Source organism: Hyphomicrobium sp. MC8b (assembly GCF_905067615.1).
Classification (GTDB): Bacteria; Pseudomonadota; Alphaproteobacteria; order Rhizobiales; family Hyphomicrobiaceae; genus Hyphomicrobium_B.
Window position 1 is genome coordinate 639,001 of record NZ_LR898465.1, and the last position, 22,642, is coordinate 661,642.

The following is a 22,642-nucleotide window of genomic DNA, read 5'->3' on the forward strand; positions in this document are numbered from 1 at the left end:
GCTTTAGGAGCGTAAGTCTCCGCCAGTCGCCTTTTTAACATCGGTAACTATTTTTTTCGTGATCGTTTCAATAGCCTGATCCGTGAGGGTTTCCGTCGCAGGTTGGATCGTTACCTCTATCGCAACCGACTTCTTGCCCTCGGCAGCGAGACTGCCGCCTTCGAATACGTCGAACACATTCACCGCCCTGATCAAGGCTTTATCGGAATTCGCGGCCGCCTTTATGACGTCGCCTGCCGGTACATCCTTGGGCACGATGAAGGCGAGGTCACGCGTGACCGGCAAGAGGTCGGAAGTCGTAAGCGGCGGTTTGGCGCGCGACTTCTTCTTCTCGGGCGGCAGAGCGTCGAGAAAGATCTCGAATGCAGAGACCGGCGCTTCGACATCGAGGGCTTTCAGCGTCGCCGGGTGGACCTCGCCGAAATATGCCAGAACGGTTTTGGGACCGAGCTTGAGTGCGCCGGAACGGCCGGGGTGATACCAGTGCGGTGCATCACGAGTTATTTGGGCCTTGGTCGGGTCGACTCCAAGTGCTGCAAGTGCTGCAAGTGCGGCGAAGACGTCGGCTTTGACGTCGAATACGCCGACGGGTGCGGCGTTGCCGTCCCAGTTGCGTCCTGAGCCGGAGAGATGCGCCGTTCCGGCGCGGACGCCAGCGGCACTCAGGTATTGGTCTTCGGGCTTCTCACCGCGATAGGCCTGACCGAGCTCGAACAACGCAACATCCGCGACGCCACGATTGCGATTGCGCGTGACGGACGCGAGAAGCCCCGGCAAAAGCCCTGGACGCATCGAGGACATTTCAACGGAAATCGGATTGGCGAGGTCGAGTTCGGCCGCGCCGCCGCCGAAGTGCGTAGCTTCGCCCTTCGGAATGAAGCTCCAGGTCACGGCCTCGACGAAGCCGCGGGCCGCAAGAAGACGGCGGGCGCGGCGGGCGCGCTTTTGCTTATCCGTCAGAACGGCGCGGGCGATGCCGTCCGCGCGCGGAAGCGGCGTCGCCGGGATGCGGTCGAGCCCGGCGATGCGCACGACTTCTTCGACGAGGTCAGCGGGGCCGTGGACGTCCGGCCGCCACGTCGGAACGGTCACCTTCGCTGCGTTAGGCCTGCCGGTGATGGTGAAGCCGAGTGCTTTCAGGATTTTCGTAATTTCGGCTTCGGAAAGCGTCACGCCGGACAGTTTCTCGACGCGTGCGTAGTCGAACGCAATGACCCGCTCCTCGATGGGTTCCTTGCCGGCGACTTTCGCTTTCGAGGCTTCGCCGCCGCAGAATTTCAGGATCATGTCGGTCGCGAGATCGAGACCGGGGCGTTCTGACGCCGGATCGACGCCGCGCTCGAAGCGATAGCGTGCGTCCGTCACCAGTCCGGTCTTGCGGCCGGTGGCAGCGGTGCGCAGGGGATCGAAGTACGCGCTTTCGATCAGGACGGCTTTGGTCTCCGGCGTGCAGCCGGTGCTTTCGCCGCCCATCACGCCACCGAGGCCCAGCGGTCCGGTGTCGTCGGCGATGACGCACATGGTGTCGTCGACCGTGTATTCCTTGCCGTCGAGCGCGAGGAACTTTTCGCCGTTCTTGCCGAGACGAGCGTGCAGCGCGCCTTTGATCTTGTGCGCGTCGTAGACGTGCAGCGGGCGGCCGCGATCGAGTGAGATGTAATTCGTAACGTCGACGAGAGCGTTGATGGGGCGCAGGCCAGCGGCCTTCAACCGGTTCTGCATCCAGTCGGGAGATGCGTCGTTCGTGACGTTGCGGATCGTTCGCGCGGCAAACACCGGGCAGGCGTTCGCCGTCTCGGGTGTGAACTCGAGCTTGATCGGGATTTTGCAGTCGAAAGCTTCGTCGAGCGGCGCAAGTTTCGGCTCGGGCTTCAGCGTGCCCATGCCGGCCGCAGCGAGATCGCGGGCGATGCCGCGCACGCCGGTGCAATCGGGGCGGTTCGGCGTCAGCTTCACTTCGATGATCGGATCGTTGAGACCGGCGACGTCGATATAGGCTTGGCCGACCTTATCTGCCCACTCGGCGGGGAGATCGAGAATGCCGTCGCTTTCTTCGGACAACTCAAGCTCGGCGGCCGAGCACATCATGCCGTTCGAGACGACGCCGCGAACCGGCTTCTTTTCGAGCGTGATCTTTGAGCCGGGAATGTAAGTGCCGAGCGGTGCAAAGACCGCGACCATGCCCGCGCGCGCATTCGGGGCGCCGCAGACGACTTCCATCAGCGGCTGACCCTTGGCGATCTCGACTTGCACGATCTGCAGCTTGTCGGCGTTGGGATGTTTTTTGGCTTCGAGGATGCGCGCGACCTTGAAGGCTCCAAGCGTCTTGCCCGGATCTTCGACGCCTTCGACCTCGAGGCCGATTGCGGACAAAGTCGTCGCGAGTTCATCGACGGACTTGTTCGTCTCAAGGTGATCTTTGAGCCAGGAGAGCGTGAATTTCATTTCAGATCTACTTCGTCATCATCGGGAATAAGCTTCAGGGCAATTGAATCTTCGGGTAGTGCCCATCTGTTTTCTCCCGATCGGGCGCGCTCAAGGTAAGTTGCATAGTGAATGATGCTTTCTCGCTGGTCAGTCGTCAGCGAATGAATAGCTAAAGGCAAAAGAGCTTTCATGCATTCGCTGCCAGTCCAGGCTACGTATCCCCAATCGGCGCCACACTCGCTAAAAGCTTTCAATCGCACTTCCTTTTTTATTCTGCGACCGTCAAGAGCGGCGATTCTCCTCGTTCTCGCCATAGTGCGTTCGAGATGGGTATAATACTCTACCAGCCATTGAGCGGCGACAGGGCCTAGGCGCGAGATCTCATGGCCTGCAGACATATAAATTGGCGAAGGAGTAGGTAGATAAATTTCAACTCCCGACGCGGTAGGCACGATCTTCTCCTCAACGGCTCTAAATAGCGCTTCTTGAATATTCAGTATGTGCCAAGCAGCCGCATGAATTTCGATCAGGAGCGCTCCGGCCAGAGCATTTATTTCCTCCTTTCGGTTCGATCGATATTCGCGCCTACCTAAGAACCACCCCACTAGAACGCTTACTATTGAGACGATGCCGCCGATTAGCGCACTAGCGAGAGTACTGTCCAACTGCGAGATACCTCATCAAATACCCAGCTCACGACGACAACCCGCCGCCGAGGGTCGGGACGTCGAGCATCGAGAATCCGTAGTGGCTGAGCCACTTGAGGTCGCCGGAGAAGAACGAGCGCAAGTCGGGGATGCCGTATTTCAGCATCGTCAGGCGGTCCAGGCCAACGCCGAATGCGAAGCCCTGATACTTTTCCGGATCGAGACCGCAGTTGCGCAGCACGTTCGGATGAACCATGCCGCAACCGAGAATTTCGAGCCATTGGCCCGGCTTGCCGATGGCCTCGGCGCCGATGTCGACTTCCATCGACGGCTCCGTGAAGGGGAAGTGCGACGCGCGGAAGCGCATCTTCACTTCATCAACTTCGAAGAAGGCTTTGCAGAACTCCTGCAGCACCCACTTCAGATGGCCCATGTGGGTCGTCTCGTCGATGACGAGGCCTTCGACCTGATGGAACATCGGCGTGTGGGTCTGGTCGCTGTCCATACGATAGACGCGGCCCGGCGCGATGATGCGGATCGGCGGCTTCTGCGAGACCATCGTGCGGATCTGCACCGGGCTCGTGTGCGTGCGCAGCAGCAGGCGCGAACCGTCTGCCTTCGGTGAGAAATAGAACGTGTCGTGATCCTGGCGCGCAGGGTGCTCGGCCGGGATGTTGAGCTTGTCGAAATTCATCTCGTCGGTTTCGACGTCTGGGCCCTCGGCGACCGAGAAGCCCATGTCGGCGAAGATTTCGACGACTTCGTCGAGCACCTGTGAGACGGGATGGATGCGGCCGGAGGCAACGGGGCCGACGCGGACCGGCAGCGTTATGTCGGCGCGTTCGGTCTTCAGGCGCTCGTCGAGGGCAGCGGCTTCGAGATCGGATTTGCGGGCATCGAGCGCCTCTGCAACTTTCGTCTTCAGAGCGTTGACCGTCTGACCGAAGCTTTTACGCTCGTCCGGAGGAAGCGATCCGAGCTTGCTCATCAGCTCGGAGACGCGGCCTTTCTTGCCGAGGCTCGAGACGCGGACGGCATCGAGCGTTGCAAGGTCGGCTGCGCCAGAGATTTCGGCGAGAAGCTCGCTTTCGAGTTTCGTCAGATCCGTTTGTGTGTCGGTCATAGGCGGGACGTGCCCTCGCAGATTGTCATCCTCGGGCTCGTCCCGAGGATCCATGCGCAGGCCCCGCTGATGTCGCGGTAGAAAAAGGAGCACGCGGGCGCGCGTGGTGATTTGCAGCAGAATGGGCCCTCGGGACAAGCCCGAGGGCGACAATAATGGAGGTTCGGCGAACCGAAATTAGGCGGCCTTGGCGACGGGCGACGAGGCAGCAGCGGCCGCCTTGTCGACGAGTGCCTTGAAGGCCGCCGGATCGTTGATGGCGATGTCGGACAGAACCTTGCGGTCGACTTCGATGCCGAGGTTCGAAAGGCCATTGATAAAGCGACCGTAGGTCAGGCCATGCTCGCGGACGGCAGCGTTGATGCGCTGGATCCAGAGGGCGCGGAAGTTGCGCTTGCGACGCTTGCGATCGCGATAAGCGTACTGCTGCGACTTCTCAACCGCCTGCTTGGCGACGCGGATGGTGTTCTTGCGACGGCCGTAAAAGCCCTTCGCGGCCTTGATGACTTTCTTGTGCTTGGCGTGGGCGGTAACGCCACGTTTGACGCGGGCCATGGGATAGCTCCTAGAACTTCAAGATTTATTGGGTGGGCTGAGATTCTCTATTGGGTGCTTGCGACTCCGCTTCGCGGAGCCGGCCGCAAGCGCCGGAGAATTCAGCGGCTGTAGGGCATGTACTTCTTGACGATCTTGGCGTCAGAATCGTTCAGAACGCCCGTACCGCGCGCCTTCTGAATGAACTTCGCCGTGCGCTTGATCATGCCGTGACGCTTACCGGCCTGGGCCGCAACGACCTTGCCCGTGCCCGTCATCTTGAAGCGCTTTTTCGCGCCGCTCTTGGTCTTCAACTTAGGCATTTTGCTTATCCTAATTATCGGTCACGGTCCGCGCCGGACACTTGCGCTGACGCGCTTCGTATCCTGGCCCTCCGCGGGGCGCCGCTAGCGACGGGGCGCGGTCGCGCCCACGGACCTTGCGGTCCGAAGTGCAGACAGATAGATGTCCGCACTCTCCTGCGAAGGGATGCTTTTTGCGGTTTCCGCTGGTTTTTCAAAAGCATAAGAACCGCCACGGCATGCCTCGCCGGGCGGCTCTGGAGGCGGTTTATAGGGAAGAGTTGGGAAAAGTGCAACTTTTTCGACGCGCGCCGGAAAAAAAGCATCCCGGCTGACGGTTTTCATAGCCCTATCGCGAAAATCCGTATGGATACCACCGAACCAAGTACATGGTTAATGCGTTGGTGGGGCGGGAAATCGCGAGGGGAGACGGGGCGTGAGGCAAATCGTTGATCAGATCGTCAATTTGCTCCAGCAGGGCATCACGGCGATCTTCAAGTTCGTAGATCTGGTCTGGCAGTGGTCGTTCGGCCAGATGTTCGCGATCTTTCAGTCTAACTGGCAGGCGCTGCCGATCTGGAAGATCGTCGTACTGGCGATCGTCGTAATCGCGATCATCTATGTGCTCTACCGCGGCTTCTTCCAGCTCTGGCGGGCGGCCGAGCAGATTTTCAAAGCGTTCGTCGAGCTTTTGCTGGTGCTGGTATCGGTGCTGCCGTTCGTGCTGCTGGCTGGCATCATCGCGGCGGCGGGAAGCTATGTCATCCAGCACGTGAATTTCTAAAGCCGCGGCCGGTGCCTTCTTCCGGTGAGCTTGCGCTCTGCCCGTCGGGATCCTTTCCGAATACGATCTGCGTGCGCACGTAATAGAGCGTCACGAAGCAGATTAGCACGGAGATGGTTTTGCCCAAGAAGGGCTTCAGGCCCCATTCGTGAACCGTCAACCAGATGACGACGGCCGTGATGAGAAGCCCGACGGCGTTCGTTGCAAGGAATTCGAGAAAGCGGCGATGCTCCGACTTCGGCGACAGGCCATGCCGGAAAACGAAGGTTCGTGTCAGTCCGTAATTCACGATCGTGGCGATGGAATACGATATAACGCTCTGCAAAATGGGCCAGCCGAAGGCGTGGGTCAGCGTCAAGAAAATGATATAATCAATAATGGTCGCGCTTAGATTTACGCCCGTATAGAGAAGCGCTTCGCGGACCTTAGGGTTCATGATCGAGGCTTTCGTCGTTGTCGGCGGAGGATGGATATTTTGCAGCGCGGCTTCAAGCCGACCGCTTGCCTCGGGTCAAGCGGAGACGGGTGTTTCAGTCGTGTGTGGTGGCATTCAGCGGCAAGTTCAGTTTTCCTCCAATTGCGCCTATTTCCCCCTGCTTGAGTGGTGAAGACGTCGGGATATGGCATTCTGGGGAAGCTTTTGTGTCCCCCCCGTTGCGAGTTCGGCCATGAAACTCGATCCGTTCGTTGTTGCCATTCTTCTTGTTGCAGCACTTCCGACGGCCGCCATCAGCTTGCGGTCAACCACCGGTTGGCGCGCGGGTATTGTGTTCGCGGCGTTCTATCCGGCGCTTGTCGTCGTCGTCGGCATCGTCATGATTGCGACCTTCATTTCGCTAGCCGCATTAGGAATTGTCGATCTCGATTGAGATTGATCCAATTTGTCATTGCGACGCTAGCCGCCGAGCAACGATGCATTTCGAAGTTTTCGAATAATCCGCCGTATTTCTGATGTTCAGTCACCATTCAGCCAATAAATTGGACATTCTGCACGCGCACAAACGTAAGCGCTTATGGCACGATTAGAAACAAAAACGGAGTTGAACATGCGTCTCGCACCATTCTTGGCAGCGTCCGTTGTTGCGATCGGTGTTACTGCTGCGGCTTCCGCACCGCAGGCGGCGACGTTCGCGCCCGCACCTCTTAAAGGAATTGAAGCCAATCAATCGCTTGCGGCGCCTGTTGCGTGGCGCCGGTACTGCTGGCGGTGGCGCCATATCTGCGCAGATCGCTGGGGTTGGGGCGGTCCGCGGTTCCGCCGCTGCATGTGGCGCCACGGCTGCTGAGTATTCGCCGTTCAAACAAAAACGCCGGCGACCGGACTTGGTCGTCGGCGATTTCATTTCAGGGAATTTTTCTCAGATTTGTTTATTCGTCCGTCGCAGACGGGTGGCGAGCAAGCCCATTACCCTCAGGGCGAATTGCGGATCGTCGCGAATGACGGCAAGGAATGTCGGCTTGTCGATGGCGACGACCTCCGTCGGCTCGGCGGCCATTGCGGCAGCACTTCGCGGTCCGTCGTCGATCAAGGCCATCTCGCCGAAAATACCGCCGGCGCGGACGTTTTCGAGGACGATCCCGTAGGTAATGACGTCGACGCGGCCTGAGCGCACCATGTACATGGCATTGCCGGCATCTTCTTCGAGAAAGATTTTTTCGCCCGCATCGAAGCGGCGGAATGGTGCGCCGATGCGGTCAAGAAGAGAAAAGTCGAACGGCTGCTCGTCAATCATGCGGCGCCTCCGGCGTCTGGCGCGAGATGTCCGATCAAGCTAGAGCCGTCCGTGTGCGTCTGCAAGTCATAGGCCGGCCGACCGAGACGCGAAGGGCGGGGTAAAAGAGAGACCCCGCCGCCTTCCGATCACTTGGGGCTCGGTTACTTGGGAGCCAGGACCATCACCATCTGGCGGCCTTCGAAACGCGGCTCGCTTTCGACCTTCGAGATCGCTTCGGTATCGGCTTTCACGCGCTGCAAGACCGCCATGCCAAGCTGCGAGTGCGCCATCTCGCGACCGCGGAAGCGCAGCGTGATCTTGACCTTGTCGCCGTCTTCGAAGAACCGTTTGATTGCGCGCATTTTGACGTCGTAGTCATGATCGTCGATGCCCGGACGCATCTTGATCTCTTTCAGCTCGACAATCTTCTGGTTCTTGCGGGCTTCGGCGGCTTTCTTCTGTTCCTGGAATTTGAACTTGCCGAAATCGAGAATTTTGCAAACGGGAGGCTCAGCGTCGGGCGAGATCTCAACGAGATCCAGTCCGGCGTCCTCGGCGCGGGCAAGGGCATCGAATTTTGAAATTACGCCGACGTTCTGGCCGTTCTCATCAATGAGACGGACTTCTCGGGCCCGGATTTGGTCGTTGATGCGGGGCCCTGAGTTTTCCCGGCTCTGAGGCTCGGGGCGCATAGGTCTACGGATGGTAAAAGCTCCTCTTGCTGTTTCCGTTATCCACCGTCGTAAATGCAATTGCTCCGGCCTAGGGCCAGAGTTTCGCGATTGCGCAGAGTTCGTAACTCGGCGCTAAAAGTCAAGCGGAGATGACCGTCAGGTGGTGAAATCATGTTGGGCCGCGACAGAGGTCGGCACAGGGGCTAGCCGTCAGAATATGAGGCCAGCTGACTTGCGGTTTTCCCGCATTCGCAGGATCCGCTGCCAGCGGTAATAGGCCGTAATTCCTGCAAAACCGAGGCCGGTCCAGCCGCCGGTGAAGTGACCACGGGCGATGTAATATTTCAGAAAGTGCGCGGGGAATTCAGTCACCGTCCGGATGCTGAGTTCGATTGGAGATTTTTGCTTTGAATTCAAGGCGTTGTAAGTCGCGCGCTCGTCGCACTTGCGCGCCAGATCTTCCAGCGACCGGATCGAATGGTGATAGAGGGTGCCGCGGAGGTGGCCGACCTTTTCGTTTTTTGGCTCAACCGAATCAAACAAGGTCGAGTTTGCAAAGCGCACCCGCCGACGGTCATAGAGCCGGAGGCAGTAGTGATCATTGGCTATTGGGCGCGGTCTGGTCCAGCCGGGATAGACGATTTTGACGGCCATGCCATAGACGCTTTGGGCTGGCGGGCCTTTTTCGAAGATGGCTTCGATCGACCGGCGCAGATCAGGGGTTACGACTTCGTCTGCATCGAGGTTCAATAGCCAGTCGTTGCGGCACTGCTCTTCGCCGAAGCGCTTTTGCTGGCCGAAGCCGGGCCAAGCATTGAAGATCACCTTGGCGCCGGCAGCTTCGGCAATCGCCTGGGTCCCGTCGGTGCTGCCGGAATCGATGACGACGATCTCGTCGACCCAGTCGCGAACGGAGGCGATGGTGGCTCCGATTCGGTCTGCCTCGTTCAACGCAATGATGAAGCAGGAAACAGGCAAGCGCGACTTCGAGCTTGCGGTCGGTTCTTTGTCGCGTTGCTTCGACGACGTTCGTCTCGCGATGACGCGCTCGTAGACGGCGAGCGTCTTCGACTTGAGCTGGTCGAGGGTGAAGCGGCGCCTGACCTGAGCCGAACCGCGTGCGCCCATGGCCTTGCGTTCGTCGGGTGACCAGCTCAGCATTTTGGCGACGGCGTTGGCGACGGCTTCGGGATCTGCATAAGGGACGCGCAGTCCGGTAGCTTCATTCGCCGGAACATCGGGCTCGGTCAGCGCGACCTCGCGTCCGGGGCCGGTATCAGAAACGATCAGCGGCACGCCCATTGCCTGGCCTTCGATGGCAACACGCGGCAAACCTTCCTGCTCGGAGATGTTCAAGGCGATGTCGCTGATCGCGTAGGCGGCCGCGACGTCGCGGACATGGCCGGGAAAGCGGAGTTGATGCGCAACGCCGAGGCGTTCGGCCTGCGCTTCGAGCTCGGCCTTGAACGTGGGCTTTTCGATTTCACCGGCGAGCACGCAAACGAGATCCGGCACGCCGCGCTGCTTCAACAGACCGAGGGCGGAAACGAGATGGTGCTGCGCCTTGCGTGGTGTAATCCGGCCGGCAAGCATCAGCACCGGTTTCGTGCCGTCGGCATCGAGCAGCATGCGCACCGCCGCCAGTCGCTCGGGCGCAAGTTTCGATGGATCGAAGACCTCTGAATCGAACGCGCGATGGATGACGGCAATGCGATCCTCTGGCGTGTGATAACGCGTGCGAATGAGGTGCGCCATGTAATCCGAGACGGCGATGACCATGTCGCTGCGCGCCATCACGCTGTTGTAGAAGTTCTTGATGCGACCCTTCTCGGAATACTCGGAATGGTAAGTGGTGACGAAGGGAATGCCGGTGCGTCGTGCGGCAAGGAGCGCGCTCCAAGCCGGAGCACGGCTGCGGGCATGAATGATCGAGACGTTTTCGCGACGGATGATGCTGGCAAGTTTAGAAGCATTCTGCGTCAGAACGATCGGGTTCTTCGTTGCGAGCGGCAGAACGATATGTTCTGCGCCAGCGGCGACCACTTGATCGGCGAGCGGACCACCCTCTGAAGCGACCAGCGCCCGATGTCCGTTTTTGACCAATGCAGCGGCGATCTGCAAACATCCTAATTCGGCGCCGCCCGCTCGCATGCGAGGTATTACTTGCAGGACGGTCAACGGCTTGGTCATCTCAGCTCATCAATTGGGATTCGTTGGGATCAACGATGGACAGTTCCTATAAAATTCCGGGCTCTGAACCGCAAATGCTTCCTGTCGGTGTCGGTACGGAGGTGCGGGAAATCGCGTTTATCCACCACACCAAAGGCGAACCGGGAGTACTTTGGCTCTCCGGTTTTATGTCGGATATGGGCTCTACGAAGGCGACGGCCGTCGCCGCATGGGCGGATGGGCGCGGACTGTCATCGACACGTTTCGATTATTCGGCGCATGGGCGCTCGTCCGGCACCATGGAAGACGGCACCATCGGGCGCTGGCTCGACGAGGCCGACGCAATTTTCTCGACCATAACAAGCGGACCGCAGGTTATCATCGGTTCGAGCATGGGCGGATATATTGCGCTTCTGCTTTTGCGGAGGCTCTTGCGCGACCGGCCTCAAGAGGCTGCGCGCATCAAAGCGATGCTGCTGATCGCGCCGGCCTGGGACATGACAGAAGAACTGATGTGGAAGCGCTTTCCGGAAGAGACGCGCCGCGACATTATGGCCACAGGCTCTTACCGGCAGCCGTCCGCCTATGCGTCGCCTTATCTGATTACGCGCAGACTGATCGAGGATGGACGCAAACATCTTCTTGCGCGCGAATCTTTCGATCCGGGCCGCCCAATCGTCATCTTGCAAGGACTTCAAGACCCTGATGTGCCAGCTCCCCATACGAGGGAACTTAAGACGTTTTTGACGGGCGACAAGGTCAAGCTGATCGAGATTGCGGACGGCGAGCATCGACTGTCTCGGCCGCAGGATCTCGATCTGCTGTTTTCGGAACTCGATAAACTGGTCTAGCTATTTGTCGTTGGCCGACGTCACGTCGATTTCTGGAAGGCCTTCGGCAAGGGTGTTTTCGAGCCGTACGGCGCCTGCGGCTTCGGCTTGCGCTTCCGGCACGACCCAGATGCGAAAATTCTGAGTTGCGAGGCCGTTGCTGCAGGCCAAGCTGGTGCCGTCGACGCGGCAGGTTTTGTCGGCGGTGATGGTGTACGCACCCGATGAAGCACCACCGCCTTCGCCAACCTCGATGACGTCGATGCGATGCATCGGATCAATGATGACGTTGCGAAAAACGCAACCCGATTTGCCGCTGCAGGATTCCGCCGTCATGTCGTTCGTACCACTCAAGGCCATGGCTTGATTGCGCGGCAGCGATCGCGCGGGGGCGCGAAAACCGTTCGAGAGCCAGCAGGTATTGTCGATGCAGAGGATCGGGTCGGGTTTGAAGCCGAGACCGGTGTTATCGGGATCAAGAACGAGAAGAACGGTTGCCGCGGAGCGCGTGGGTGGCGTCGGCATCGGCGCGGGTTCAGAGCGTGTGCGCAGCAAATCGGCGGCCGGTTTCGGCGGCAGTGCAGCGAGCTTCGCGACAGGTGGCGCAGACACTGTGGATGATGGAACAAACTGCGGTGCCGATTCCGATATGGCCGGTTTTGCCGCCATTTGCTCTGCTTCTTGTTGTTTGCGCGCCAATTCTTCGGCGTGGGCGCGCGCCAGCATGTCGGCTTCGTAGTCTGCGCCGGGGCGTGCGAAACTCCGCTGCTGCGGCTCGGCGTCCGTGTCTGAGAATTTCTGCGCGATGGCTTGCGCGGGATCGACTGTTTCAGCGTGGGCCGTAGCGGCGGATACCGTTACTGCGGCCAACGCGGCAAGAAAGACTATATGCTTCATGGCAATCTCGCCGAAGTGCGCGTCGCGCAATGTGCGACGGCTACGATGAGACCATTATTCTCCATTCTGGCGGAATGGCGGAGATGATGTGACCATTTGCAAGAAACTTCACGGCGCAAGACCGGCGATCGCCTTCAGGCCTTCGATATAGGTCGGATAGGCCAGTCTGACGCCAAGCTCGGTCTTCATGCGTGCGTTCGAGACCTTCTTGTTCTCGATGTAGAAGCTGCGCGCCGCGGGCGACAGCGCTTCGTCCGTCGGATCGGTGGCCGGCGGGCACGGTACGCCGAGCAACTCGGCCCCGTATTCGATCACGTCTTGCGGCGGCGCGGGCATATCATCGGTAACGTTGAAGATATGCGTTCCCGGCGCGAGATTCATGCTGGCTTCGACAGCCGTCGCGATATCGGCGACGTGGATGCGGTTGGTGAATTGTCCCGGCTTGAAGATGCGCCGTGCAGTTCCAGCCTTCAATTGGTCGATGGCGCTGCGGCCTGGTCCGTAGATGCCGGGCAAGCGATAGATGACGAGCGACTTGCCGCTTTTCCTGGCGAGGTTGATCCAACCGGTTTCGGCCTGCAGGCGGCGTTGACCGCGCGTTGTTCCGGGGTTGGGCTCGGTCGTTTCATCGACCCAGTTGCCGTGGGCATCGCCGTAGACGCCGACAGTCGAAAAATAGCCGATCCACGTGATGGAGGAGCTGGCTGCGATGGCGTCGCCGAAATAGCGCAGAGCTGGATCGCTTTCGGCGTCGGGCGGAATAGAGAGCAGTACATGTGTTGTCGACTTGAGCGCTTCGGCGATATCGGCAGGTGCCGATGTTCCGTCGAAAAGAAAGGGCGTAAAGCCTTGCGCTTTCAGCCCTCGGAGCTTGTCAGGGTGCGACGTCGTTCCTGCGATCGACCAGCCTTGCGCCAACAGGCGGCGGGAAAGCTCGGCGGCACAGTATCCAAGTCCGAAACAGAAAAGACGGCTCATGCCGCTTGTTCCTCCATTGGAATGATCCATTCGGCGGCGACTTCAGGATCGTGTTCGCTATCTCGATAACGGCGCTGCAGGGCGTGCAGTTCATTGGTATCGGCGAGACGCCGCGCTGCCCAGACCGCCATGGCGCGAACGAGAGGGGACTCGTCGGCAAGAAGCGGTTCGATATGACGGAGGAGCGAACGGTCGCCGGAGTTTCCGGACGCAATGAGCGTGTTTCGCACGATGCGATCGCGTCCGGTGCGTTTGATCGGCGTGCCGGCGAAGCGCAGGCGAAAGGCCGCGTCGTCAAGCGCGAGGAGTTCGGCGAGCGGCGGATTATCGGTTTCCGGACGCGCTGCGTATTTAATTTCGGTCGCAGCGCCGGCAAATTTGTTCCACGGGCAAACCGCGGCGCAGTCGTCGCATCCGAAAACACGATTGCCGATAGCGGTGCGAAACTCGGGGGCGATATGGCCTTTGTGTTCGATGGTGAGGTAGGCAATGCAGCGGCGGGCATCGAGCTGATAGGGCGCTGGGAAAGCGTTCGTCGGGCAGATGTCGAGGCATCGGCTGCATGAGCCGCAATGGTCCGTCATCTCGGCATCGGGTTCCAATTCAGCCGTCGTCAGCATGACACCGAGAAAGAGCCAGTCGCCATGCTCGCGTGATACGAGGATGGTGTGTTTGCCTTGCCAGCCGAGACCGGCTTTCGCGGCCAGAGGTTTTTCCATCAACGGAGCGGTATCGACAAAGACTTTGACGTCCGCGCCGGATCGTTCGGCAAACGTGCGTGCCAGAGATTTGATGCGCTTCTTTAGGACGTCGTGGTAGTCGCGGCCTTTGGCGTAAACGGAGATAGCGGCGTTCGAACGGTGATCGAGCGCTTCGAGCGGATTGGTTGGCGGGGCATAAGATTGACCGAAGACGACTGCGCTTTTCGCTTCAGGCCAGAGCCGGAGCGGATCGCCGCGCCGATCGGCGTGGGTTTCCATCCAGTCCATGTCGCCGTGGCGTTTTTCGTTCAGGAAGTGGGCGAGCCTGCCGGGCAGATGCGCGTCGGATGTGAGCCGCGCAATGCCGACTGCATCGAGACCGAGCTTCTGCGCTTCGGCGCGGAGCATCTCAGTGTGATCGGAACTCGCGTTTCTGGCGTCAGGCATACTGCCATTTAAAAATCGAGATCCGAATAGGCAAGGGGCGGCGCGGTCCCAGGGACGCGGTCGCCCAGCAGGGCGCGGAACGACGGCCGCGATTTCATGCGCTGGTACCAATTCTTAACGGCTGGATAGTCGTGCCACGAGATTTCGCCCAGGTAGTCGCACGTCGAAATATGGGCGGCAGCGGCGAAGTCTGCAAAGCTCAACTCGTCGCCCGATAACCACCGGCGCGAGTCGGCGAGGTAGCCGGTGTAGGAGAGGTGATATTTGAGGTTGGCGCGGACGGCCCTCAGCACGCCTGGATCGGGTGCAATCGGGCCGCTCGGGCGCATCGAATTGTAAACCTTCTCGATCAGCAGCTCGCGGGTAACCTCGCGATCGAACTTGCCTTGGTACCAATCGATCAGCCTGCGGACTTCTGCGCGGTCTTCACGGTTGCCTGGGATGAGGGCTGGCGGCGCGGCGGTAGCGCCGTCGGCGCTGAACGGCATGTCTTCGGCAATAAACTCAGAGATCGAATAAGCGCCGCAGAGCGTCAGGCCGTTCTCTAGTTCGAGGACAGGCAATTCTCCGGCAGGGTTTTTGGCGAGAAAGCTTTGCCGCCATTCCCAGGGCTTTTCTTCGAACAGTTCGACGTCGACGCGGTATTCGGCAAGCGCCAGGCGGATAGACCGGGATCGCGGACAAAGACGGTATTGCGTAAGGCGCAGTGGCATAGCGTTCCTGATCGTAGTGGTGGCGGCACTATACACGTGGTGTCGTCAATTCGATGGCAACTCGGCCAAACGACCGCTTTGGAGTTGTTGGAAATTCTGCTAACGCTCCCTCGTTTTGTATGAGCCCGAGGGGGAAGCAGCGATGGAAACGTGGCAAGTCATATTGCTCGGCTTGATCGAGGGATTGACGGAGTATCTGCCGGTTTCTTCGACGGCGCATCTCTTGCTAACGGAGCGTCTTCTTGGTGTGTCGTCTACGGGACGGACGTTCGAAGTTTTGATTCAACTTGGCGCAATCTTGGCGCTGCTGACGGTCTACTCCGCAAAGCTCTGGCGCTTAGCTGTGGATTTCCCGAGTGATCCGCGGACGCGGCGCTTCGTGTTCGCTGTGCTGCTGGCGTTTCTGCCCGCTGTTTTCATCGGCGTCGCGGCCCATAAGTTTATTAAGGATTTCCTTTTCGAATCGCCGATGATCATCTGCATTTCACTCGTTATCGGCGGCATCATTTTGCTCGTCGTCGACAGGATGCGTTATCAGCCGCAATATGTCGATGTGATGGATATCCCGCCGCTTAAAGCGCTGATCATCGGATTCGTGCAGTGTCTGGCGATGATCCCCGGCGTCTCGCGCTCAGGATCGACGATCGTCGGCGGCATGCTGCTCGGAGCTGATAAGCGGACGGCGGCCGAGTTTTCCTTTTTTCTCGCGATGCCGACGATGACCGGCGCGTTTGCCTACGATCTCTACAAGAATTGGTCGATTTTGACGCCGGACGATGTCAGCCACATCGTGCTGGGCTTCATCGCGGCGTTCATCACCGGCGCGATCGTCGTGCGCTACATGCTCGACTTTATCTCGCGGCGCGGTCTGTCGTTCTTCGGCTGGTGGCGTATTCTCGTGGGCGGCTTGGGGCTCGGTGCGCTTATGGTGCTGCACTAGTCAGCCACAGTCTCCCACAGTCCAAGTGAGTGGCCGGCTCAGGCGGCGTGCGAGGTGACGGGGTTCATCAGAACGTTGCGCAACGCGTCGACGTCCTCAGCGTTACGCAGTCCTTCGAGCGTTGCTGGATCGCGCACGAGGCGGGAAATGCGGGCAAGGGCCTTCAAGTGGTCAGCGCCCGCGCCCTCGGGGGCGAGCAGGAAAAACAGAAGATCGACGGGTTCACCGTCGTGGCTCTCGAATGGGATAGGGTGTTCGAGCCGCGCGAAAATGCATGTGATCGCCTCTACCGTCGGAAGCTTGACGTGCGGGATCGCAATGCCGCGGCCGAGGCTGGTCGAGCTCAGCCGTTCCCGCTGGAGCAGCGCGGCATAGATGTCCGGCGCACCGGCTCCCGTTGCGGCCGAAGCCTTGGCGGCGAGTGCCTGCAGGGCCTGCTTTTTGTCATCAGCTTCCAGACGCGGAATTATCGCGTCGTCGGCAAGCATATCTTCGATGTTCATCCCAGTCCCATCCACGATGAAATGGCCGCCATTGTGGCTTGCCGCGCCGGATGACGGGCGGTGTCCACAGTCATGCAAAGTTAAGCCTACGCTTATTCCACGTGCTTCGACGCCGATGCGCCGTTCGGTTTTGCCCCCATGGGAAGATCGGCGTCGATCCACCCGATGTGCCCATCATTGCGCCGGTAGACGACATTGAGCCCGCCGTGGGCGGCGTTCTTGAAAATCATGAACGACGCTTCCGACAAATCGAGCTGCAGGACGGCTTCGCTGACCGTCATATGGCTAATATTGCGCTGTCCTTCGGCGATAATAAGCGGATTCGCCTCGTCCTGCTCGGGCTCGTCGTGATCGTTCAGGCTCACGACGTAGTCGCGGGCCTCGATATCGACTTTGCGCCGGGCAGTGGCGGATGAATGGTTTTTGATGCGGCCCTTGTAGCGGCGCACGCGCGTTTCGAGCCGGTGGGCAGCGGAATCGGCGCTGCTATAGGCATCGGCGCCTTCACCATGGGCTTCGAGAAGGAGGCCGTTCGTCAGGCGCACGGAGCAAGTGGTTTTGAAGACCTCGCGCTCGCGTTCCAGCCGGATGTGTCCATCGACTTCGCGCGCAAGGTATTTCTGCAGGACGGCGCGGATTTTATCGGCCGCATAGCTTTTGAAGGCGTCGCCAACTTCAACGTTCTTACCGGTGATTTGGATGGTCATGTAGATGCCTGTTCTGCACTGCCAAAGTGCGTGCCTCGGGACCGAGCAATGTCTGCTCAGAGGTTGCGAGCCACCTATCGGGACGTCCGTGAGGAAAGTGTGACCGCCACTTCTGACGGGACGTACCTGTTAATAGCGATAGGCTCGGCAAGTTCCCCTGTCAAATCACGCTTGGGCAATTAAGTGAAACGAGAAAATATAGGTTGTTCATTAAGTTAAGGTCATGGAGTTCAAGCCATGCCACCCAAACGTTCCACCAATCTCTTATCGCGGCGGCGTTGAACGGACGAGGGAATGCGCATGGCTTCCCGGTATTTGGCGACCGTGCGGCGAGCGATGTCGATGCCCTCGCCTTTCAGGCGGTCTACGAGCTGATCGTCGGATAGGACGTCTTCTGCGCTTTCGGCATCGATGAGCTGCTTGATGCGGTGGCGGACCGCTTCAGATGAATGGGCTTCGCCGTCAGCGGCGGACGCAATAGCCGAGGTAAAGAAATACTTAAGCTCGAAAATGCCCCGTGGCGTTGAAATATACTTGTTTGAGGTCACCCGGGAGACCGTCGACTCGTGCATCGAAATGGCGTCGGCGATCACCTTGAGATTGAGTGGGCGCAGGTGCTGCACGCCGTACATGAAAAAGGCGTCCTGCTGGCGGACGATCTGCTCGGCGACCTTCAGAATGGTCCGGGCGCGCTGATCGAGGCTCTTCACCAGCCAGTTGGCCGTTTGCAGGCAGTCGAACAGGTAGGTCTTGTCCTTTTCGGAGGTCGCCGTACGAGCAACCCGCGCGTAATAAGTGCGGTTGATCAGGACCCGCGGCAGAGTGTCACTATTCAGCTCGACGTGCCAGCCGCCGTCCGACGCCGCTCTGACGATGACGTCCGGGACGATGGGCTGGACCTGCACCGAGCCGAATTTCAGACCGGGCTTGGGATTGAGGCGCTTGATCTCGCGGATCATGTCGGCCAGCTCATCCATGTCGATGCCGAGCGCCTTTTTCAGGGCCGGTATGTTGCGGCTGGCAAGAAGGTCGAGGTGGGCCAGCAGGCCCGCCATCAGCGGATCGTAGCGATTTTGGTCCTTGAGCTGGAGCGCTAGACATTCCGCCAATGAACGGGCAAAAATTCCCGGTGGATCAAACGATTGTAGCTTGGTGAGGACGCTTTCGATGAATTCCAGCGGGGCACCGAGCCGCTCAGAGATCGCATCCAGATTGGCCGGGATGTAACCCGCTTCATCGACCAGATCGACGAGGTACTGGCCGATTAGCCGTTCAGCGGGGTCGGTCACGGTCAGCGGTAGTTGCGCGGCCAGATGTTCTCGCAGCGAAACCTGGTTGGCGACAAATTCCTCGAGGTCACTTTCGCCGTCGCCGCCATTGTGCATTCGCTGCGAGACGTTGGCCCAGCTCAGCCCGGATGCTGCGCCCGCTGCGGAGCCCGGCTCGCCCGTACCCGGCTCCTGGAAAACGTTTCCAAAATCGACGTCGAGGCCGCCGGTGTGATCGCGGACCGGCTCTCGCAGGTCGAGCCAGCTTTCGTCTGTGCTGCTGGCACGCTCGTCCTGGCGTTCGTTCAAAGGTTCTTCGACGGGCTTGGAGCCGCCGGTCTCGTCGCGTTCGAGTAGAGGATTGCGCTCAAGCTCGCCATCGACAAACTCTGTCAATTCGAGGTTCGAGAGCTGGAGCAGGCGTATGGCCTGCTGCAGCTGTGGCGTCATGACCAGCTGCTGGCCTTGTCTCAGCTCCAATTTTGCTGAAAGTGCCACGCTATTTAGCTACTCCGTACTTAGAATTCCGGAGCGACCTATACTCAACCGGTATTAACGAACATATCGCCAAGATAAACTCGCCGCACATCTTCATTCGATATGATTTCCGAAGGTTTGCCCTGCGTCAGAACCTGACCGTCGTAGATGATATATGCGCGATCGATAAGACTTAATGTTTCACGAACGTTATGGTCTGTGATCAACACACCAATACCGCGTTCGGTCAAGTGGCGAACCAGCTGCTGAATGTCGCCGACGGCGATTGGGTCGATGCCGGCAAATGGTTCGTCCAGCAACATGAATGACGGGCGCGATGCGAGTGCGCGGGCGATTTCACACCGCCGGCGTTCGCCGCCCGAGAGCGCCATCGCTGCCGATTTTCTGAGCCGTGTGATTGAAAATTCTTCTAGCAAGCTGTCGAGCTGTTCTTTGCGCGCCTTGCGGTCGGGCTCGATCAGTTCGAGCACGGACATGATGTTCTGCTCGACGGTCAGCCCTCGAAAGATCGAAGCTTCCTGCGGCAGGTAGCCGACACCGAGGCGCGCGCGCTGATACATTGGGAGACTCGTCACGTCTTCGCCATCGAGCGTGATGCGTCCTTCGTCGGCCGCGACGAGACCCGTAATCATATAGAAAACTGTCGTTTTGCCGGCGCCGTTGGGACCCAGCAGGCCGACGGATTCGCCGCGTCCGACCGCGAGGTTGACGCCTTTGACGACCATCCGCTTGCGGTAGGATTTCTTAACGTCGTAAGCCGTCAGCCAGCCGTCGGCACCGATAGCGTGGGGATCTTCCGCGGCCGGCGCGGCGTGGGCCACGCCGTTGCTGTAAGCGGCCGATCCATTCGGCGCCTCACGGTTCTTTTTCAGGCGGATGGGTAGAGCCTTAAACACCAAATACCTTGCCGCTGTCCGGCAAGCTCCCTTGACGCCCGAACTCAGGCCAACTCTGCGGCGCGGTCAAGGCGACGTACGGACCTGCCAACCGTCAGCTTGAATTTTCGATTTTCGGAGCTGGCCGGGATAAAAGACCGCACTCGGCCGGTCGGCTTTGAACACCGGACCACCGCCTTGGCCATCGCTGCTGCTGACCATCGCTCCGCTGCTTGTCGCCGTCGGCTCTGTTTTGATCGTGGCTTCGCCGGTTGTCATGTCGATCACGAGCTTGGTCCCGTGAACAATGTTCTTGCCTTGCGTTAGCACGACAGCACCGCCCATCGTCGTCAAATTTTTCTTCACATCCACTTCGGCCCAGTCGCCGGTCGCCGTCTGGCCATCCTTGGCGGTGACGACGACCTTCTTGCGCGCGGTCAGGTGGGTGAGAGAAGCGGCGGTGCTGGATGCCTTGCCGTCGTTGCTGTCGCCCATCCCGGCGCTGCCGGTATAAAATGCCGTAAGCTCCTGTGAGCGCATCGTCATGGTGCCTTGAACGGCTGAGACATTCCCTACGAAAATTGCCTTCTTGGCGTTGTCGTCGACGTCGAGACGGTCGGCCACGACATCATAAGGTGAGTTCGGGTCGGCTTTGAAGGCGGCACCAAACGCGATGCCGTCGCTGTTTTCATTGTCGTTATCAGATTTCGCCGCCGACGCCTTCGCCGGGTCTTTGACGAAATGCGCCGTGATCCGTCCCGCCGACGAACTTCCCATAAGGTTCGCGGGAGACGAAAGCTGCATCTTTTGCGTGCCGCGATTGTAGATGAGGCGCCGGCCTTTGAGCACGTTCGCGCCCTGGGTCACCACAACGGGGCCGGTCAGCGTCATCGTCTGGGCGGTCTCATCGTAATCGACACGGTCGCCGACGGCACGCCGGTCGTTGCCTTGGGTGAGGACGACGTTGCCTTCCAGAACGGCGGTATGGGCCAGCGTGTCAAACGTCGCCTGGTCGCTGGTTGCGGTCTGGCCGTTCGGCTGCTTCAGAACGACCGAATCTTTCGCGACGATCAGCTTGACCTGGGTTCCAGACGGGTCCGATGCGTTCGCCGTCTGCGCCTTGGTCTTGTCGTCGCCTTTGCCGGCCGGTGCGACCGAGCCCTGGTAGCTGACGACCATTTCGGGCGCTGTCATCGTCGCGCCTGCCTGGCTCGCGACGACGCCGCCGGTGTAGGTCGCAGTTTTCTTGATGTCGTCGATATCGAGGCGGTTCGATGCGACATCGACGGGTTGTCCGGGCTTGCCGAACGGCAGCGCATTCTGGTCCTGCTGATTGTCAGCGGAGGCGGCCGTCTTCTTGGGCTGCATGTGGGTCCGGACATTGTCGAGGAAGGTATATTCCTTCATCTTCTGGCGGATCTTCAGCTGATTGGACGTGATCTGACCGGCGCCCATGACGATCGTCGAGGGTTCGTTCGACGTGATGATGTTTTCTTTGGTCTGAATCGTCGCGCGCGTGAGTTTGGCATTGAGGCCGCCATCGCCGGTCACGTTGATCGCGTCGAACAGTTCGAGGATGTTCGACTTGTTGTCGAAGATGCCGCGTGCAGCGGTGAGATAGGTCTTCTGTTTTTTGGCGTCGGTCAGCTCGCCCGTTATGCGGTCGAGATGAACGGCCGTCATCGTTTTGAGATCTTGCTGCGCCGTTTCGGCTTTCACCCAATAGTGGCCGCCGTCCGAATTGAAGCCCTGATAATGCGGGTTGTGCATCTTCAGGTTGTCGGCAATGATTTTCGGAACCTCGATGGGTGGCAGCGTCGGCCCGACCCCCATGTTTTCAAGGATGTTCAATGTCGCGAGCGCCACCGTTGCGATGGCAGTGAGCGGTAGTCCGATTTTCAGAAATCGCACACGGCGGGAATGGCGGTGTGCAGCCGTGCGGCTTTGGGTGCGATCGCCGGCAATGACGATTCGGCTGCCCGATGCGCGTGACCGTCCGTGCGCGACGCTTGAAGTTTCAGCGGCAGCCATGCTGGCCATGCCATTGCCCCCCTTAGGTCCGGTAATCTCGCCTTAAATTGGGGAGACTTTGGGACCTTGTCGCCTGAGGCGATTTTTCCCGACTTTAGTGAGCGAATATGTCGTCGTCCTCGAAGCCGGCAAGATCGAGCCGGGCGCGTGTCGGCAGGAAGCCGAAGGCTGATTGCGCAAACTCGGCGCGGCCTTCGCGCACAAGCATCGTGTCGAGCTTCGACTTGAGCGCGTGAAGGTGCAGCACGTCATTGGCGGCGTAGGCCATCTGGCTTTCCGATAGTTCGGGTGCGCCCCAGTCGCTGCTTTGCTGCTGTTTGGAGATTTCAATTCCGAGTAGCTCGCCGACAAGGTCTTTCAGCCCGTGGCGGTCGGTGTAGGTGCGCGCCAATTTGGAGGCGATCTTGGTGCAGTAGAGCGGGGCCGTTTCGACGCCGAGATACTGCTTCATCACCGCGATGTCGAAGCGGGCGAAATGAAAGATTTTCACGATCGCCGGATCCGTCAGCAGCGCCTTCAAATGCGGCGCATCGTAGTTCTTGCCGTCGAACTTGACGAGATGCGCCGTCCCGTCGCCGCTTGATAGCTGCACGAGGCACAGCCTGTCGCGATGCGGATTAAGTCCGAGCGTTTCCGTGTCGATGGCGACGCCGTTGGGAAACGACAATCCGGCAGGAAGATCGCCGTGATGAATTTTGATGTTGGATTTGGTCATGTTGTCTTTCAACGGTCTATCGCGGCTCTGGCGACGAGAGTTTCATCGCGGCGCTCGAAAACCTGGAGAAGCCTGGAAGTAACGCACAGCATTTGCGAGCACTCGGGACGCTAAGAGATTGATGTTGTTATGCGCTCGAGGACTCAAAGCAGTTCGTCTGTAGC

Annotated in this window: 23 protein-coding genes; 4 read left to right on the forward strand and 19 right to left on the reverse strand. The window is 59.4% G+C overall.

Translation table 11 applies throughout. From position 1 onward, the window contains the following. Positions 1-3: 3 nt before the first annotated feature. From pheT to rpmI, 5 genes are all read right to left on the reverse strand, one after another. Entirely contained in the window at positions 4-2,445 is a 2,442-nt protein-coding gene (gene pheT, locus ACLB1Z_RS03025; RefSeq protein WP_409561978.1) for a phenylalanine--tRNA ligase subunit beta, read from the reverse strand. After that, positions 2,442-3,092, reverse strand: a complete 651-nt coding sequence (locus ACLB1Z_RS03030; RefSeq protein WP_409561979.1) for a hypothetical protein — start codon at positions 3,090-3,092, stop codon at positions 2,442-2,444. Before ACLB1Z_RS03030 ends, pheT begins: the two co-directional genes overlap by 4 nt. Positions 3,093-3,120: 28 nt before the next feature. Then, positions 3,121-4,197 carry a phenylalanine--tRNA ligase subunit alpha gene (gene pheS / locus ACLB1Z_RS03035; RefSeq protein ID WP_409561980.1) on the reverse strand — a complete coding sequence of 359 codons (1,077 nt, stop codon included), beginning with the start codon at positions 4,195-4,197 and terminating at the stop codon, positions 3,121-3,123. A 177-nt stretch (positions 4,198-4,374) separates the two neighbouring features. Continuing rightward, entirely contained in the window at positions 4,375-4,752 is a 378-nt protein-coding gene (gene rplT / locus ACLB1Z_RS03040; protein ID WP_409561981.1) for a 50S ribosomal protein L20, read from the reverse strand. 101 nt (positions 4,753-4,853) lie between these two features. After that, positions 4,854-5,054, reverse strand: a complete 201-nt coding sequence (rpmI, locus tag ACLB1Z_RS03045; protein ID WP_013946006.1) for a 50S ribosomal protein L35 — start codon at positions 5,052-5,054, stop codon at positions 4,854-4,856. A gap of 415 nt (positions 5,055-5,469) precedes the next feature. On the opposite strand from rpmI, the gene ACLB1Z_RS03050 reads away from it, so the two are divergent. Then, a complete protein-coding gene (locus tag ACLB1Z_RS03050) occupies positions 5,470-5,817 on the forward strand; it encodes a hypothetical protein (RefSeq protein ID WP_013946008.1) in 348 nt (115 codons plus the stop codon). Here ACLB1Z_RS03050 and ACLB1Z_RS03055 read toward each other — a convergent pair. Then, entirely contained in the window at positions 5,795-6,253 is a 459-nt protein-coding gene (locus ACLB1Z_RS03055; RefSeq protein WP_409561982.1) for a GtrA family protein, read from the reverse strand. The two genes, ACLB1Z_RS03050 and ACLB1Z_RS03055, sit on opposite strands and share 23 nt — an antisense overlap. Before the next feature lie 232 nt (positions 6,254-6,485). Between ACLB1Z_RS03055 and ACLB1Z_RS03060 the strand changes: the two genes are divergently transcribed. Beyond that, positions 6,486-6,686, forward strand: coding sequence for a hypothetical protein (locus tag ACLB1Z_RS03060; RefSeq protein ID WP_013946010.1), 201 nt, complete (start codon positions 6,486-6,488; stop codon positions 6,684-6,686). Between the two features lie 489 nt (positions 6,687-7,175). Here ACLB1Z_RS03060 and ACLB1Z_RS03065 read toward each other — a convergent pair whose 3' ends face one another. The 3 genes from ACLB1Z_RS03065 to ACLB1Z_RS03075 form a co-directional block, all read right to left on the reverse strand. Next, complete coding sequence (locus tag ACLB1Z_RS03065) at positions 7,176-7,550, reverse strand: cyclic nucleotide-binding domain-containing protein (RefSeq protein ID WP_013946012.1); 375 nt, start codon at positions 7,548-7,550, stop codon at positions 7,176-7,178. A gap of 143 nt (positions 7,551-7,693) precedes the next feature. Then, on the reverse strand, positions 7,694-8,224 hold the full coding sequence (infC, locus tag ACLB1Z_RS03070; protein WP_013946013.1) for a translation initiation factor IF-3: 531 nt from the start codon (positions 8,222-8,224) through the stop codon (positions 7,694-7,696). Positions 8,225-8,416: 192 nt separating this feature from the next. Continuing rightward, the gene (locus tag ACLB1Z_RS03075; protein ID WP_409561983.1) at positions 8,417-10,396 is read right to left on the reverse strand and encodes a glycosyltransferase; all 1,980 of its coding nucleotides are present in this window, start codon (positions 10,394-10,396) and stop codon (positions 8,417-8,419) included. Between the two features lie 35 nt (positions 10,397-10,431). Here ACLB1Z_RS03075 and ACLB1Z_RS03080 point away from each other — a divergent pair, with 35 nt between their 5' ends. Continuing rightward, entirely contained in the window at positions 10,432-11,226 is a 795-nt protein-coding gene (locus tag ACLB1Z_RS03080; RefSeq protein WP_409561984.1) for an alpha/beta hydrolase, read from the forward strand. Here the strand turns inward: ACLB1Z_RS03080 and ACLB1Z_RS03085 are convergent, their stop codons facing one another. The 4 genes from ACLB1Z_RS03085 to ACLB1Z_RS03100 form a co-directional block, all read right to left on the reverse strand. Then, complete coding sequence (locus ACLB1Z_RS03085) at positions 11,227-12,102, reverse strand: hypothetical protein (protein WP_409561985.1); 876 nt, start codon at positions 12,100-12,102, stop codon at positions 11,227-11,229. A 108-nt stretch (positions 12,103-12,210) separates the two neighbouring features. After that, positions 12,211-13,080: an SDR family oxidoreductase gene (locus ACLB1Z_RS03090; protein WP_409561986.1), complete on the reverse strand. Its 870-nt coding sequence runs from the start codon at positions 13,078-13,080 to the stop codon at positions 12,211-12,213. Beyond that, entirely contained in the window at positions 13,077-14,228 is a 1,152-nt protein-coding gene (queG, locus tag ACLB1Z_RS03095) for a tRNA epoxyqueuosine(34) reductase QueG (RefSeq protein WP_409561987.1), read from the reverse strand. The genes ACLB1Z_RS03090 and queG overlap by 4 nt, the downstream gene beginning before the upstream one ends. Before the next feature lie 8 nt (positions 14,229-14,236). Continuing rightward, a complete protein-coding gene (locus tag ACLB1Z_RS03100; RefSeq protein WP_409561988.1) occupies positions 14,237-14,941 on the reverse strand; it encodes a glutathione S-transferase family protein in 705 nt (234 codons plus the stop codon). A 142-nt stretch (positions 14,942-15,083) separates the two neighbouring features. Between ACLB1Z_RS03100 and ACLB1Z_RS03105 the strand changes: the two genes are divergently transcribed. Beyond that, positions 15,084-15,881 (forward strand): undecaprenyl-diphosphate phosphatase, encoded by a 798-nt coding sequence (locus ACLB1Z_RS03105; RefSeq protein ID WP_409561989.1) that lies wholly within the window; start codon positions 15,084-15,086, stop codon positions 15,879-15,881. A gap of 38 nt (positions 15,882-15,919) precedes the next feature. On the opposite strand, the gene ACLB1Z_RS03110 is transcribed toward ACLB1Z_RS03105, so the two are convergent. From ACLB1Z_RS03110 to ACLB1Z_RS03135, 6 genes are all read right to left on the reverse strand, one after another. Next, positions 15,920-16,384 carry a PTS sugar transporter subunit IIA gene (locus ACLB1Z_RS03110; protein ID WP_409561990.1) on the reverse strand — a complete coding sequence of 155 codons (465 nt, stop codon included), beginning with the start codon at positions 16,382-16,384 and terminating at the stop codon, positions 15,920-15,922. A gap of 92 nt (positions 16,385-16,476) precedes the next feature. Then, positions 16,477-17,091 carry a ribosome hibernation-promoting factor, HPF/YfiA family gene (gene hpf, locus ACLB1Z_RS03115; protein WP_409561991.1) on the reverse strand — a complete coding sequence of 205 codons (615 nt, stop codon included), beginning with the start codon at positions 17,089-17,091 and terminating at the stop codon, positions 16,477-16,479. Between the two features lie 230 nt (positions 17,092-17,321). After that, positions 17,322-18,857, reverse strand: a complete 1,536-nt coding sequence (rpoN, locus tag ACLB1Z_RS03120; RefSeq protein ID WP_409561992.1) for an RNA polymerase factor sigma-54 — start codon at positions 18,855-18,857, stop codon at positions 17,322-17,324. Positions 18,858-18,901: 44 nt separating this feature from the next. Then, complete coding sequence (gene lptB / locus ACLB1Z_RS03125) at positions 18,902-19,729, reverse strand: LPS export ABC transporter ATP-binding protein (RefSeq protein WP_371199588.1); 828 nt, start codon at positions 19,727-19,729, stop codon at positions 18,902-18,904. Positions 19,730-19,819: 90 nt separating this feature from the next. Further along, entirely contained in the window at positions 19,820-21,772 is a 1,953-nt protein-coding gene (lptC, locus tag ACLB1Z_RS03130; RefSeq protein ID WP_409561993.1) for an LPS export ABC transporter periplasmic protein LptC, read from the reverse strand. A gap of 85 nt (positions 21,773-21,857) precedes the next feature. Beyond that, positions 21,858-22,478 (reverse strand): ribonuclease D, encoded by a 621-nt coding sequence (locus ACLB1Z_RS03135; RefSeq protein WP_409561994.1) that lies wholly within the window; start codon positions 22,476-22,478, stop codon positions 21,858-21,860. Between the last annotated feature and the right edge of the window lie 164 nt (positions 22,479-22,642).